General features: G+C 56.0%; 24 protein-coding genes. 20 read left to right on the top strand and 4 right to left on the bottom strand.

Annotated features, from left to right (window positions below; genetic code table 11):
• Window positions 1-33: 33 nt before the first annotated feature.
• Together A7K61_RS07885 and A7K61_RS07880 are read right to left on the bottom strand one after the other, a co-directional pair.
• Entirely contained in the window at window positions 34-459 is a 426-nt protein-coding gene (locus tag A7K61_RS07885) for a phage regulatory CII family protein (protein WP_069557334.1), read from the bottom strand.
• Between the two features lie 80 nt (window positions 460-539).
• Window positions 540-734: a hypothetical protein gene (locus A7K61_RS07880; RefSeq protein WP_069557333.1), complete on the bottom strand. Its 195-nt coding sequence runs from the start codon at window positions 732-734 to the stop codon at window positions 540-542.
• Between the two features lie 99 nt (window positions 735-833).
• Here A7K61_RS07880 and A7K61_RS07875 point away from each other — a divergent pair, with 99 nt between their 5' ends.
• The 14 genes from A7K61_RS07875 to A7K61_RS33095 all read left to right on the top strand — a co-directional run bounded on the left by A7K61_RS07875 (window position 834) and on the right by A7K61_RS33095 (window position 7,581).
• Window positions 834-1,565, top strand: a complete 732-nt coding sequence (locus A7K61_RS07875) for a S24 family peptidase (protein WP_010566446.1) — start codon at window positions 834-836, stop codon at window positions 1,563-1,565.
• A gap of 20 nt (window positions 1,566-1,585) precedes the next feature.
• On the top strand, window positions 1,586-2,167 hold the full coding sequence (locus tag A7K61_RS07870; protein ID WP_069557332.1) for a DUF4236 domain-containing protein: 582 nt from the start codon (window positions 1,586-1,588) through the stop codon (window positions 2,165-2,167).
• 13 nt (window positions 2,168-2,180) lie between these two features.
• Window positions 2,181-2,414 (top strand): hypothetical protein, encoded by a 234-nt coding sequence (locus A7K61_RS07865; protein WP_069557331.1) that lies wholly within the window; start codon window positions 2,181-2,183, stop codon window positions 2,412-2,414.
• A 65-nt stretch (window positions 2,415-2,479) separates the two neighbouring features.
• The gene (locus A7K61_RS07860) at window positions 2,480-3,430 is read left to right on the top strand and encodes a hypothetical protein (protein WP_139129470.1); all 951 of its coding nucleotides are present in this window, start codon (window positions 2,480-2,482) and stop codon (window positions 3,428-3,430) included.
• Window positions 3,431-3,812: 382 nt separating this feature from the next.
• Window positions 3,813-4,139 (top strand): DUF2388 domain-containing protein, encoded by a 327-nt coding sequence (locus tag A7K61_RS07855; RefSeq protein WP_069557329.1) that lies wholly within the window; start codon window positions 3,813-3,815, stop codon window positions 4,137-4,139.
• Between the two features lie 135 nt (window positions 4,140-4,274).
• On the top strand, window positions 4,275-4,493 hold the full coding sequence (locus A7K61_RS07850) for a hypothetical protein (protein WP_069557328.1): 219 nt from the start codon (window positions 4,275-4,277) through the stop codon (window positions 4,491-4,493).
• A gap of 494 nt (window positions 4,494-4,987) precedes the next feature.
• A complete protein-coding gene (locus A7K61_RS33100; RefSeq protein ID WP_169902420.1) occupies window positions 4,988-5,149 on the top strand; it encodes a hypothetical protein in 162 nt (53 codons plus the stop codon).
• Window positions 5,150-5,161: 12 nt separating this feature from the next.
• Window positions 5,162-5,416: a hypothetical protein gene (locus A7K61_RS07845; protein WP_069557327.1), complete on the top strand. Its 255-nt coding sequence runs from the start codon at window positions 5,162-5,164 to the stop codon at window positions 5,414-5,416.
• A gap of 67 nt (window positions 5,417-5,483) precedes the next feature.
• Window positions 5,484-5,663: a hypothetical protein gene (locus A7K61_RS31090; protein WP_083263062.1), complete on the top strand. Its 180-nt coding sequence runs from the start codon at window positions 5,484-5,486 to the stop codon at window positions 5,661-5,663.
• A gap of 398 nt (window positions 5,664-6,061) precedes the next feature.
• Window positions 6,062-6,463: a hypothetical protein gene (locus tag A7K61_RS07840; RefSeq protein WP_069557326.1), complete on the top strand. Its 402-nt coding sequence runs from the start codon at window positions 6,062-6,064 to the stop codon at window positions 6,461-6,463.
• A 31-nt stretch (window positions 6,464-6,494) separates the two neighbouring features.
• The gene (locus A7K61_RS07835; RefSeq protein WP_069557325.1) at window positions 6,495-6,788 is read left to right on the top strand and encodes a hypothetical protein; all 294 of its coding nucleotides are present in this window, start codon (window positions 6,495-6,497) and stop codon (window positions 6,786-6,788) included.
• Window positions 6,789-6,809: 21 nt separating this feature from the next.
• Entirely contained in the window at window positions 6,810-7,247 is a 438-nt protein-coding gene (locus A7K61_RS07830) for a hypothetical protein (protein WP_069557324.1), read from the top strand.
• A complete protein-coding gene (locus tag A7K61_RS07825) occupies window positions 7,244-7,435 on the top strand; it encodes a hypothetical protein (RefSeq protein ID WP_069557323.1) in 192 nt (63 codons plus the stop codon). Before A7K61_RS07830 ends, A7K61_RS07825 begins: the two co-directional genes overlap by 4 nt.
• The gene (locus A7K61_RS33095; RefSeq protein ID WP_010566434.1) at window positions 7,432-7,581 is read left to right on the top strand and encodes a hypothetical protein; all 150 of its coding nucleotides are present in this window, start codon (window positions 7,432-7,434) and stop codon (window positions 7,579-7,581) included. The genes A7K61_RS07825 and A7K61_RS33095 overlap by 4 nt, the downstream gene beginning before the upstream one ends.
• Window positions 7,582-7,595: 14 nt before the next feature.
• Here the strand turns inward: A7K61_RS33095 and A7K61_RS07820 are convergent, their stop codons facing one another.
• Entirely contained in the window at window positions 7,596-7,790 is a 195-nt protein-coding gene (locus A7K61_RS07820; protein ID WP_069557322.1) for a hypothetical protein, read from the bottom strand.
• A gap of 213 nt (window positions 7,791-8,003) precedes the next feature.
• On the opposite strand from A7K61_RS07820, the gene bet reads away from it, so the two are divergent.
• The 5 genes from bet (at window position 8,004) to A7K61_RS07795 (ending at window position 11,537) form a co-directional block, all read left to right on the top strand.
• Window positions 8,004-8,789 (top strand): phage recombination protein Bet, encoded by a 786-nt coding sequence (gene bet / locus A7K61_RS07815; protein WP_371914720.1) that lies wholly within the window; start codon window positions 8,004-8,006, stop codon window positions 8,787-8,789.
• On the top strand, window positions 8,786-10,414 hold the full coding sequence (locus A7K61_RS07810) for a YqaJ viral recombinase family protein (RefSeq protein ID WP_069557321.1): 1,629 nt from the start codon (window positions 8,786-8,788) through the stop codon (window positions 10,412-10,414). Before bet ends, A7K61_RS07810 begins: the two co-directional genes overlap by 4 nt.
• Window positions 10,411-10,653 carry a hypothetical protein gene (locus tag A7K61_RS07805; protein ID WP_069557320.1) on the top strand — a complete coding sequence of 81 codons (243 nt, stop codon included), beginning with the start codon at window positions 10,411-10,413 and terminating at the stop codon, window positions 10,651-10,653. Before A7K61_RS07810 ends, A7K61_RS07805 begins: the two co-directional genes overlap by 4 nt.
• Entirely contained in the window at window positions 10,650-11,120 is a 471-nt protein-coding gene (locus tag A7K61_RS07800; RefSeq protein WP_069557319.1) for a hypothetical protein, read from the top strand. Before A7K61_RS07805 ends, A7K61_RS07800 begins: the two co-directional genes overlap by 4 nt.
• 69 nt (window positions 11,121-11,189) lie before the next feature.
• Window positions 11,190-11,537, top strand: a complete 348-nt coding sequence (locus A7K61_RS07795) for a hypothetical protein (protein ID WP_069557318.1) — start codon at window positions 11,190-11,192, stop codon at window positions 11,535-11,537.
• Here A7K61_RS07795 and A7K61_RS07790 read toward each other — a convergent pair.
• Complete coding sequence (locus tag A7K61_RS07790; protein ID WP_069557317.1) at window positions 11,520-11,834, bottom strand: hypothetical protein; 315 nt, start codon at window positions 11,832-11,834, stop codon at window positions 11,520-11,522. The genes A7K61_RS07795 and A7K61_RS07790 overlap by 18 nt on opposite strands.
• A 125-nt stretch (window positions 11,835-11,959) precedes the next feature.
• Between A7K61_RS07790 and A7K61_RS07785 the strand changes: the two genes are divergently transcribed.
• Window positions 11,960-12,991, top strand: coding sequence for a hypothetical protein (locus A7K61_RS07785; RefSeq protein ID WP_069557316.1), 1,032 nt, complete (start codon window positions 11,960-11,962; stop codon window positions 12,989-12,991).
• The last annotated feature ends 20 nt before the right edge of the window (window positions 12,992-13,011 follow it).

The following is a 13,011-nucleotide window of genomic DNA, read 5'->3' as shown; positions in this document are numbered from 1 at the left end:
ACCCTCGTCCGGTGGCTTTTTTGTGTTTTAAATTCAGGCCGCCTTCACGGACTGCTTGAACACTTCCAGGCTGACGATTACTTCCTCAGCCTCCTTGAGCAGTTCGGATTTCTCGCGAGTGCAAACCCGGCCATCGGCCTGGGCGTCGAACGCAAGTCGCGTAACGTCTGCCAGGTCGGCGTGCAAGCGCAGAAGCGCGGAGTTGAGGTTGATACCCTCGGGCTTGTCCTTCGGCACCAGGTCGAAGCCGAAAGCCTCGGCCCATGCCTTCAGCGGGCGGAAGTCCTGAGTGAACTTCATAATCCGGTGCAGCTCCTGGACGTTCAGCTTGTGGCTGTCATAGTCCGGGTTCGCTTTCTGGGAAAGCAGTGTCTTCGAAGAGAAGCTGGCACCCTCTGCAATCCGCCCTGCCCCGTGGTCGTCCACAACGTCATAGATCGCCTTCATCAATTCCTGCATGTAACACCTCGAAATTCTTTACGTGGCGCCCTGCAGGTGCAGAGGCGATCATTTGCTCAATGGAACTGCGGACAGGGATGTCAGGCGGCGGTTTTCTTGGCGCCTTGGGCGTCCAGCTCCTTGAAAACCTCCGGCCTGGCAATGCGCAGAAACATCATTCGCGCCCTTGGAATGCCGTGCTTCCTCCAGTCGCTTACAGATGGAGGTCGTACTTCACACAGCTCGGCGACACGGAAAGTGCCGCCGAGAGCGTCGATAATTTCATTTGGGTTCATGCCTGATTTCTCCGGCTATTCGCATAGGTACGGATATTAGGCATACCTTTTATTTAGGTCAATAGGAATACCTTAGATGCCTGGTGTTAGGCTCCCCTAATGAGGACACTTCAAGAACGGTTAAAACTGGCGATGGCCGGCCCGCCAAAAGTTACGCAGGCCGCCCTGGCTCGCGCTTGCGGCATTCGCGCGCCGTCTGTAAACGACTGGATTTCAGGGAAAACCAAGACGATAGAGGGGCAGAATCTTTTGATCGCTGCCGACTATCTGAAAGTGATGCCGATGTGGCTGGCTACTGGAAAGGGGCCGATGCGCAAGGGGTCGGATGGTGGGGCGCAGCCTGCGAGCAAGGAGAGCAATGTCGTGCCGATCGAATCTCGCCGAAAGTCGCAGGATTCCAGCTTCATCACGATCCCACAACTTGACGTGGCTGGTTCGATGGGGCCTGGAAGAGTGCCGCCCGATCACATCGAAGTGATCAGGGATATTACCGTTCATCTCGACTGGCTGAAGACGCAGGGCTTGTCGTATTCCAAGCTAGAGAACCTGGCCATCATTGATGGCGACGGTGACAGCATGGAGGGCACGTTCCGTAACGGTGACGCCCTGCTGGTGGATCGCGGAATAACCGAAATACGTACCGACGCGATCTACGTCTTCACGCTGGAGGGCGAGCTTTTCATCAAGAGGCTCCAACGCCTGACCGGCGGATCTCTGCGCATGATTTCAGATAACCCGGTGTACCCGGCAATCATGATCGAGGGCGATATGCTCGCCAAGGTGCATATCCAGGCTCGTGTTCTGCTTGTCTGGAATGCTCGCAAGCTATAACGACCACAAGGAGGTGGTGAATGGGCATGAGATTTCAAAAGCGGATTCAAATACTCCCCTGGGTTTGGCTAAACATCAGCAAGTCCGGTTTCAGCTTTTCGTTTGGTCCACCAGGGCTGAGCGTCAACAATAGCAAGAAGGGAGTGAGGGTCACTGCCGGCCTTCCAGGGACAGGCCTATCAGCTAGCCATCTGATCAACGGCGAGCCCGCCAACGAGCAGGAGCATGAGCGAGCCGTGGCGGAGGTCCTCGCGAGCGCCGATCAAACAATAGCTGATCTAGATATTCTTCTTTCTGAATGCAGATTCGCTGGCTGGCTGGAAAACTACCTGGATCCTGACAGCTACGCTGCCGACCCTATGTACGGCAGAGCGGTTATTGCAGCCCTAACAGGAAAACACCTGAGTGCCGCTTTTGTTGCTCGCCATCTGAACGTGGGCATTGCTCGCGGCAAGAAGCTCGTCGAGCTGATGGAGGCTGACGGAATTGTTACAGAAGAGCCTGGCTCAATCACCCCCAAATCGCCCCTGGACATAGTCGCACTCAAAGAAGCGTTCGATAGATACGAGCTTGAATCAGGCGAATGGCAGTCTGCACGCTGACCAAGGAGGTCCCATGCCCCTCACCAAGCCCAACCAGCAACTGCGCCGCGACCTGAAACAGGCTGCGGCCCTGCTCAAGTGGTCAGGCGTGGATCTGATGAAGATGGCAATACGATTGTCTGAGGCAGGATTTGAGGCTGATGCCAGAGAGCTGCTGACGATCATCGGAAGTTTTCCGGATGCCGAGGACAAGCTGGCGGGTTATGCGGATGAGGTGAAGGCGGGAAGGATTGTGCGGGCCAAGTAAGCTTTACCTGACAGCTTTGCAAGCAGGATAGCCTGATAAATATTCACTGGAACGGAATATCTAAATTGTCTGATAAGCCAATCGATCAGCCTTACAATCACGTTTTTGGCAGCATAAAAACCCCCAAGGATTTTCTATCTATCCCAGGATACCTGTCTCAAGTCGACTTCTCGAATGAGTCCACAAGACGCCTTCATGAAATGATCGACGGGTATGATTTTGCCAAAATAGACGAATACCCATGCGGAATAAAGGGGTGCGCAACAAAGCATCAACACGGGTATTTGGTTGTAACTACTGATGGAATAATCACAAACATTGGTAACAGGTGCGGTAAAAAATATTTAGATCTTGATTTTACCAGAGTTAAGAAATCATATTTGGCCAAGAGGAAAGCTTCAAATAATTTAGAGTCTCTTAAAAAGATTAGGTCTGAGTACGCATCAATAAAGCAAACTATTGATCGATTGCGCAATTCATTCGAGAAATTCTCAGAGAGCCAAAAGATCCTCTATCGCAGTGTTCAAACACAATTGTGGCAAGCAATGCATATGGGGCGCCAAGGATCCAGAGACATCAGGCGCACTAGGCGTATGAGCAAGAGAGAGGCGTCTATTCATTACGCGCAAACAAACACACATAGCAAAGACTATGAAGGTCGCAGACCGAGTATTGACGAAGTGGTGGGTAGGCTTGATGGGCTGTCCGTATTCAAGGAGGAACCTTTAGAGCTTCTAAAATCTGAAATCTCCGCGCCCCTGACTGCGTTAATGTCTATTTCTGATTTTAGTTTTGACTTTCTATCAGAAAAGGATTTAGAGAATCATTCGAGGTCCGCAAACAAGGCCATAAGACAGTTAAATAAAGCTGATGCATTAGAGGATCAAGGTTATCGTTTTTACAACCCAGAAAACCTTGCTCTATTGGAACTTATGGGCGCTGATAAAAGCACTCTTTTAGAGGCCATCAATAAAGTATCCTTACTTATGGAAAACTCATCGAGCGCATCTGACTAACTTTGATTGTGCATAGTCCGCTTCCTTGAACGTCAGCCGCAGATTCGGGAATTTCCATCCAGTATGTTGCAAGATGATCACTCAAAGTCTCGTCGAATTGCAAAAAGCAATTGCCTGGCTCATACCACTCAGCTACACGGTAGCCATCACAGTCGTTGAAGACCAAGCAGAGCTGACCATCAGGAGGCGCTATCAAATCGGTTCGCTTAAAGTGAAAAGAGACTAGGTCATCCATCTTAAATTCCTCTCAGGAATCAATTTTAAGAAATGCATTACCGAAAAGAATACACCATAGCCAGGCCCGGCGCCGGGCTTCTTGTATCTGGCGAGCCCCCTAATCTGCTATCTTGGCGCCCTCTGATAGCAATGGAAGCATCGAAGAATGAATTCATGGAAGGCTCTGGGGGTTGCCCTGCTAGCATCGGTCAGCACACAGGCCGTATCAGGTGATGACGTCAACCCTATCGCTGCAGGGATATTTATCACAATCTCCGCGCCAACCATTTTAATTGGTGCAACCACGTCTCTCACGACCGACCCGCCTAAGATCTTCAAGTCAGCCAAGACCGACGCTCTGGCGTTCATTGGTTCGGAAGGCGAAATAAGGGGCGCTCAATTTGAGCAAGCCTCCCAATACTATCGCGCAACCTACGCCCCGCCGTTGATGTCGGACACGCAACTGGCCCTGGCAATCGCAACCTCCCTCTGACAGCGACTCTCAAGCCGTCCCTAGCGCCGGGCTTCTTGTTTCTAGTAAGCGTACTCTCACGGCCTATCGATCAGCGGCCATGCCGTCCCATGCGGCTATGGCCTAAAATCAGGTTGAGCTATGGAGGGACCGCCTATGGATATGCCGAAAAACGCTGAAGATATCCGAGCGCTGCTACTCAGCCAGCACCCAGATCTGAAAGATGACCTTGCGAAGATTTCAGACCTTGATCTGCTGCAGTGCTTGATCTGCGCCTACGAATGCGCGACCGACATCAAGCAAGCCGACCTAGCGGAGATCGAGAGGCTTCTGGACGATGTCGCAAGGACGCTGTTCTCTCCCGTGCCGCACTGACCTCCCCAAGCCCGGCTGTATCTGTCCTCTCCCGTCTGAATCCGCAGCCCGCCACTGAGCGGGCTTTTTCATGCCTAACGAAAAATAATTAGGCATACCTATTGACTAGAAAAGAAGGAATGCCTAATGTTCACTCCATCGCAGGGTGTAAGCGGGGTTATCCGGGGTTATCCGGGAAAGCCTGAGCTGCGAAGGGCCTCAGGGCCTACCCAGCTCTTTAGTCACACAGCTTCACCCTTGCCGGATCACCACCGGCCCAGATTCAAAGGCAGCGATGAACCGGCCTCAACGGTTCAGAGGGTTGGCAACTGACCCGGGCGTGCAGCGTAAAGCGCCAAGAACAGTTATCCAGCGGGAGAACAAGCCGAAAGGCCCGCGGCTGGAAGAACATTTGATTCAAGCCGGTGACTGCCGCCAGTAGCGGGTCACGGCGAACAGATTTCCTCGATGACCTTGGCGACAGGGTCATCCGGAAAATCAACGGAGTAGACGAAATGCCGAAGTTCGGATGCGCAAACAACCAGCAAGCCGCCGACAAGGAATGCCGCAAACAATGCCGATTGGCTAAGCAGAGCGGTTGCACGGTTCCTTACAGTCTGTCTCGAATGATCGAAGCCAAGGTGCCGCTGTCGACCATCCGTGCAGTGTCCCGATAGAAGGAGAAGCACATGCCCAAGTACATGCTCGACTACATCCGGCTTTGCCGGGAATGCAGCCTGGATCTGCGCACGATCGGCAACATGCTCAACATCGTGATCCCATCACTGCAGCGCGAAGCGGTAGCGATTCGGGGCGCAGTGAGCGAATTTTCCGGGGAATTCCATGAGCTTGAGCAAGACGCTGAACTGCTGGAGTCAGCAATACGCGCCGGACTCCAGCGCTGTTCGCCTCAGCCACACCAGCAAGAGCTGTTCGCAGCATGACGGTCCTTTTCACTGATGCCCATCCAGAGCGGTGGGCATTGGGAAAACAACCGAACGGAGCAAAACCATGACACGCAACGATTACGAAGAAATTGAAGCATATGCAACGGTAGCGATGATGGGGCTATTGTCCGCAGGTGGGGCTGGATCACCTCCGCAGGTTGCTCGCGATGCATTTGAAATTGCTGAGGAAATGCAAAAAGAACGCGTAAAGCGCTTGGGAGACAAGCCTCCTTACGACTGCTGAATCATCCTCCTGCGCATTCACGGAGTGCGCAGCGGGATGCGGATGCACGCCCAGGCTGATGGGCTGGTTTGAAAACTAACAGTTCCGAGAGTGAACGCTGACCGGCTAAGTACTATTTTATGCCCGCGCGGTACCGGCTCGTAATAACTGGCATTGCGGTAGCCGAAAGGCGCTGACCGCGGCATGACTCTCAACCCGGAGATCAGCACCGGGCATCTGCATCACCCTTTCAATAGGTGGCCACTGCCTTCCCAGTGAGCGAACAACGGAGGGATTCATCATGGACTAGCCAATAGCTGCCCGACGCCTCATGCGCCCGGCAGGCTTGTACGTAAAGAGGGAAAAGCCCGGTTTCGACTGGGCTTTTTTACGCGACAAAGAAAACAACGGAGCAAGCCATGGACGTCAAATCGAACGAAGAAGTGCGCGAAGAACTGCTGGTTAAAGCGATGGATAGCCTCAAGACCCATGCCAAGGAAGTGATCGACGGGATTATGGGCGACCTCTACTGCGATTACTTGCCGCATGTAGTCACCGACACCGATTCAAACATCGGCAATCGGGTTACCGGCGTCATCAGGAACTTGATTGCCGGGAAGTTTGAGAAGGTCGGCGGCTCAATGGTCAAGGTCAGCGATAACTACCAGGCCGAGCACTTCATCAGCTTCAGCAGTTGGGACGCCATGGTGAAGCCGCTGTGCGATCTGATGGGACAGGAGATTGTCGGCGCCCGCATCAAACAGCTTGAGCACGAAGTTGCATCGCTCAATCAGCAACTCGAAAGCGCCTGGCGCCGCTGATTCCGCCTAACCCCAAACACTGGAGGTCGCCATGTACGAGCAATTCGACAAGCTCATTGATGTGCTCGGAAAGGCCGGCCACCTGGCCTACCTGAAAAGGGAGCGCGCCCGAATTCAAAATGATGCGCGGCCCAAATGCGGCAACTGCCACTTTTGGATGAAGTCTCGCGAGTGTCCGGCAGAGAAAAACGTGAACGGACAGAGTCGCGGCCCATCGTGCGAAGGCATCGCTTGCCAGAAGTTTCAGCCGTGCCCGCGAATGCAGGAAACGTTCACGAAGCTCCTTTCTGACAAAGAAGCCGAAATCAACTCAGTCACCATTTAACCCGCCACCCTGGAGGCGACCATGAACGCAGCATTGAAGATATGCCAAGAGCGTTACGACGCTCAGTTGCCTCCAGAGGTAAGCGAGAGCGACGAGGTGACTGACTGGCTTGAGCATTCGGCGGAGCGCCTGGTGTGCGGCGTCGACATCAAGTGGAAGCGCCGCTACGGCCAGCCGCAGGTCGTGACGTTCGACCGGTTCTGCACGGTGCTGCAGGGTCACCTAAACCAGCGCCAGATAGACGGTCTGGATCAGCGCGATTCGTTTGCCCGACTGCTGCTGTCGGCAATGCTCGGCAGCCAGAGCGATGCCCGGGCCCACGCCGCCGACCTGCTGGGCCAGCAACGGCCCATTGAAGCGGTCGAGAAGATCGCCGTAGCGCTGCTGCGGCCCTACGCCGAAGACGCTGTAGCAGCGGAACGGGAAGAGGCAGAAGACGACGTGGATGCGGGCCTATGAGCCCGCACATCCTTATCGATGAAGCGCTCGAGGCCCTGGAGCATCCCGCCAGCGAGCCGGGTGCCCAGCGCGTTGTCCTGAACATGATCACCAACATGCTCACCGGCAGCGCAATCACCACCGAAGAATTCAACCACTACTGCCAGCGCCTGCTGAAAATCACCAGGCAGCGCAAGGAGGCCGCATGAACAGCATGACCCTGGCTTTCACCCATAAGTCCTGGCTCGGCGCCCTGTCGCTGGCCTACGACGCCGGTATCGAAAATGTCCACGCTTGGAGCCGTCGGGCCTGCTTGTGCGGTGAGTGGACTGTCGCTTATGAGGTGAAGGCATGAGCAATCGCGTGCACTTAAAGCCTCGCATCAAGATTGTGGATGGCGCCTGGGAAGCAATACCACCAATTGCCGTACACGTGCCGAATCTCGTTGAGCTCGCCGAGCAGTTTTGCGCGGAAAAGAATATGGATCTGGAGGTTTGGTGTGCATGCCGGAGTGAAAAAGGCATGCCAAACGCTGACGGTGGTTTCTACTGCAATCGCGGCCATGGTGGTGCATACCACTGCGCACCATGACCACCCACCAGCGCACCCGGCGCCTACTCATCTGGCGCGGCTCCTTCTCTGCCCTCACCGTCTGCACGTTCCTGATGTTGCTCAGCGCCCTCGCTGATCGAATCACTCAATAACCAACACCTTCAATCGCTGCGAGCATCGCGGCAGGGAGTCACCGTGTCCGCAGTAATTAAACACGCCGAGCACATGCCGGCGCTCTCCGAGGATGCGCTTGTCGAGGTGCTGAGCGGGAGCTTGTACCCAGGCGCCGCGCATAACTCTGTCGTGATGGTGCTGGCGTACTGCAAGGCGGCTCAACTTGATCCGATGCTTAAGCCGGTGCACATCGTCCCGATTTACCAGAAGGGCCGAGGCATGGTCGATGTGGTGATGCCTGGTATTGGCCTGTACCGCATTCAGGCAGCGCGCACAGGGCAATACGCCGGGATCAGCGATCCCGAATACGGGCCGTCTATCACTGCGAAGCTGGCCGGTGTCGACGTAACTTACCCGGAGTGGTGCCGGGTCACCGTCAAGCGCCAAATGTCGAACGGGCTTGTTGCCGAGTTCACCGCCAACGAGCGTTGGCTCGAAAACTACGCGACTGCGAGCAAGGACAGCGCTGCGCCCAACTCCATGTGGAAGCGCCGCGCATTTGCACAGCTTGCCAAGTGCGCCGAAGCACAAGCCTTGCGCAAAGCATTCCCTGAAGTCGGGTCCGCCCCTACCGCTGATGAGATGGAAGGAAAGTCGTTCGAGGAGGCCGCCAAAGACGTCTCGCCGGCGCGGCCGGCTCCACCAGAACCAGACGCCAAGCCTGCCTATCCCGACGAACTGCTGGCTGAAAACATCGAAAAGTGGCAGCCGCTGATCGACGCCGGCCGTACCAGTCCTGAGCACATTATTTCCAATGTCATCAGCAAGTACTCATTGCGCGATGACCAGATCGAAACCATCACCAACCTCAAAGCCCTCGATGGAGACGCAGCATGAAAATTCACAACGTAGCTCAAGGCTCTGCCGAGTGGCTTGCCCTCCGCGCCCAGTTCCGCACCGCCTCCGAAGCCCCAGCAATGATGGGCGCGTCAAAGTACCAAACCCGGACCGATCTGCTGGCAGCTAAAAAGACCGGCATCACGCCGGACATCACGCCCTCCCAGCAGTTTATCTTCGACAAAGGCCACGCAACCGAAGCCATGGCCCGCCCACTGACTGAAGCGTTGATCGGCGAAGAGCTATATCCAATCGTTGCCACCGAGGGCAACCTGCTGGCCTCCATGGATGGCGCCACAATGCTCGGCGAGACCCTGTTCGAGCACAAACTGTGGAATGAGTCGGTCGTGGCCCAGGTGAAGGCTGGCGACCTAGCTCCGCACTACTACTGGCAGCTTGAGCAGCAACTGCTGGTGAGCGGCGCTGAGCGGGTCATCTTTGTTTGCTCGGACGGCACGCCGGAGAACTTCGTGCACATGGAGTACCGGCCTGTCGCCGGGCGCGCGGCCCAGTTGATCGAAGGCTGGAAACAGTTCGAGGCAGACCTGGCCAACTTCGAGATGGCCGACGCTCCTTCAATCGTCGTCGGCAAGGCACCTGATGAGCTGCCAGCCCTACGCATCGAGCTGACCGGCATGGTCACCGCCAGCAACCTAAAAGTGTTTGAAAATTCGGCACTGGCGGTCATCGACTCGGTGAAAACCACGCTCTCCACCGACCAGGACTTCGCCGACGCCAAGAAGGCAGTCAAGTGGTGCGGTGACGTCGAAGAGGCTGTCGCTGCCGCCAAGAAGCAGGCCCTGTCGCAGACCCAAAGCATCGACGAGCTGTTTTCCTCGCTGGATCGCATCAGTGCCCATGCCCGCGAGACTCGCCTGAAGGTCGACAAGCTGGTGAAGGCTCAAGAACTACTGGTGAAGACCAACATCAAGCAAAAAGCCGAACTGGCGCTGGCGGATCACATCGCTGCAATCAACAAGACGCTGGGCAAAGTCACGCTGCCTCATGTCGTTTCGGACTTCGCCGGCGCCATGAAGAACAAGCGCACTATCGCCAGCCTTCAGGACGCAGTTGATACCGAACTGGCCCGGGCGAAGATTGACGCTAGTCAGGCCGCGGACAGCATTCGCTTGAACCTGACCAGTCTGGCGGAGCTCGCCGTTGATTACGCCTTCCTGTTCAACGACGTGCAGCAGCTGGTGACCAAGGCCAATGATGACCTGGTGACGCTGATCAAATTCCGAATATCCGAACACCAGAAGACGGAGCAGGCAAAGGCCGACGCGAAGCGCATCGCCGAAGAGCAGGAAGCCCAGCGACTGACAGCCATCAAGCCAGAGCCAGTCGTGGAGAAAGTGGCGGCGCCCGAGCCAGTCCGCGCCACGCCAAATCAGACAGCGGCACCCGTCGGACAGACCACAAAGCCTGTGGCGAGCCACACCGTGGAGCAGGTAGCGCTGCAGGCCAATGTGACGGACTTCGAGGCCCTGGTGAAAGCCGTGGCATATGGTCAGGCGCCGATCACCGTTCTCCTGGTCAACTGGGAAGCGCTCGACGCGATGGTCGCAGCGCAGGGTGCAAACTTCAGCATGGCCGGGGTGACACTCGCCAAGGCGGCAGCATGATCAGCAACCACCTCAACATGGTTGAGCAGCAGCGTCAGCACGCCGACTCAATATCGGAGCGCTCGGCGCAGTTCCTGGCGGCCGGCGGAACGATCTACCTGGGCGAAAGCCCGGCGATTAACCCGCCACCGCCGAAGCGCTCCACCAAGATCGATCCCGAAACCATCCTCAAGCGCCGCAAGCCGACTATCACAGCGGCTGAACGTAGGGCGCTGCGCAAACTCGCGGAGGCCCTATGAGCAAGCGCAAGCCGCACAACCTCAAAGCCCGCATTGACCGTTCATGCCGGTCGCTGCTGGCCACCAACCACGTCGCGGTGGTTAACATCGACCCCGGCGGCCGCCAAGGCATGATCAATTACAAGTCGCTCAAGAACATCGCGCCGGGGAAGATTGGGCAGGCCGTGTGCGGCATCCCTCACCGATGGACGATCTACATGAGCGCAATGTGCATTGACGCTCGCGGCGACCGCTACAGCAAGTCGGTGGAACTGGCGCCAGAGGGGGTCTACGTGTCGGATCACCTGGAAGACGTGATCGAGCATTGCTACATGAAGCTACGCGCCGAGGCCAACCAAAGCCAGATGGTGGCCTCCGGCTGGATCGCCATCCCCGACACCCTGTCGCTGGACGAGGAACACGCCGCGCGAATCTTCGAAGCGGTCGGTGCTTGGCGCCAGGTCAAGGTCGATTCATGCGCCGCATAGCCCGCATCCAGCAACGCAAACGTCAAACCTGGCTCGCACTACCGGCCAGCGGAATAGAAGAGGTAGGCCATGGCCAAGACTGTGCAGGAGCGCTCGGCGAAAACCGCCAGGAAGCGCGTGGCACTTGCCGAAGAGGAATTGAGGCTCAGGGTTCGGCCCGGCACCCGACAGGCGCTGGCCGACCTGATGGAGTGGTCAGGCATTACTGAGCAGGGCGAGGCGATGACGCTGATGATTCATCACCTGCATGCGATGGGCGCCGCGAAGTGCCAGCCACTGCTGAATCCCCCGCGCCACGAAATCGAGATATCGCAAAACGTGGCGCGGGAATTCCGCAATAAAAGCCTGCTCGCCATCCAGAAAGACCCGGGCGACGAGATCATAGAGCCTGACCAAGCGCTAGAGCCCTTTTTTTAGCCTGCCCGAAACATACTGCAAGTGGCCGGCCTTCTGCATTTCTGCCCAGTTATCGAAGTCAGTATTTGCCGTGATGAACGCATCCCATTGGTCATCGGGTATTGCCGCAAAATCATCAGGACCATCGATTTTGAAGCCGGACGCCGCAAAAAGAGATTCGAGGTCATCAAACTTGCTGTGAGCTGATACGAACTCAGGATTCAGCACATCAACCATCTTTACTTGATGCTTGCCTTCCAATTCCTTTGCATTCTTGATTAATCGGTCGAGTCCGCTGCGATCAATTTTTATTGGCATTTTCGTTTCTCTCCTTGTTCCGACTCCATGCCGGAACAGAACAAATACCCCATACAAAATCAAAACGCCACCACACCTTTGTTGCGGCCGGTAACGGAGGGCGGCGCCTGACTGGAGATAATCCGATGCAAATTCAACGTGAAGGTTGCGTGTCGTTCGGCGAGGCGCGCCTGGCTGTGTGGGAGGAAGGTATTCCTCGCGAATGGGACGCCAAGGTCATCTGGGAGCGCAAGTTCAAGCGCGAAGTGTTCAAGCGGATCATTCAAACGCTCAATCGAATCGGTTGGACCGTCGGCGAGCAGACCCACATCTTCACCGATAACAATTCACGTCATTGCGTGAAGGGCAACCTGCAAGCCGACCTTAAGATCAGAGGGCGCAGCATCGAGCTGGGGTTTTTCCAGTCCGTGAATACACCGGATCGCGCAGACCATGGCGGCCGGTACCAAAGCGACAAAGAAAAGCACATGCCGTACCTGGCTCGCCTGGAAATGCAGCGTACCCGCACCCGCATTCGTGACTATTTGTGCAACGTCTTCACGGGCTACACGTTCAAGGCGTCAGATCGGAAGTGCGGTTTAGGCGGCATGACCAGCATCGAGTGGATCAATGCCGACTATGTAAGCAAGCGCCGCTTCGGTCCGCCAGACATTCCCGCTGCCGATTACAACTCGGTATCAGGCGACAAGAAAACCATTCAGCATGGCTCGCAGGTTTGGACGACTGACCGCAAAGGCCGCTGGTACCAGGGCACCGCGTTCGTAAACATCAACAACATGTGGTGGGTGGCTTACGGAAAATACGGATACACCAACAAGGCGTGCTTTGAGCTCTTTGTTGACCGGCCGGCGGACATCAGGACCAAGAAAAACGAGCGGGCCCGCCGCCAGCGCTTGGAAGACATGATCGCCAGAGCAGTGGCCGGGATGAACTATCAGCGGGCCGAGGTTCTGCGCAAGGTTCTTTTTCCTGAGCCTGAGCCGCTGTTCATGATTCTTAACGTGAAAGACGGGGTGTATTTCCGGCCCAACTACAGCGGATACACCAGTGACACGATCAGGGCTGGCAAGTACACCCGTGCGGAGCTGAAACCTTATCTGGGTGACGCTGACGAAAAAGACGACCTGAAGGCCGTGCCGATTTCTCAAGCTGCCTGATCCGGCTCCATGCCGGTCAC

It is taken from the genome of Pseudomonas sp. AP42, from assembly GCF_001728935.1.
Taxonomy (GTDB): Bacteria; Pseudomonadota; Gammaproteobacteria; order Pseudomonadales; family Pseudomonadaceae; genus Aquipseudomonas; species Aquipseudomonas lactis.
Note: the sequence above shows the minus strand (reverse complement) of the source record. Positions and strands in the feature narration are given on the sequence as shown.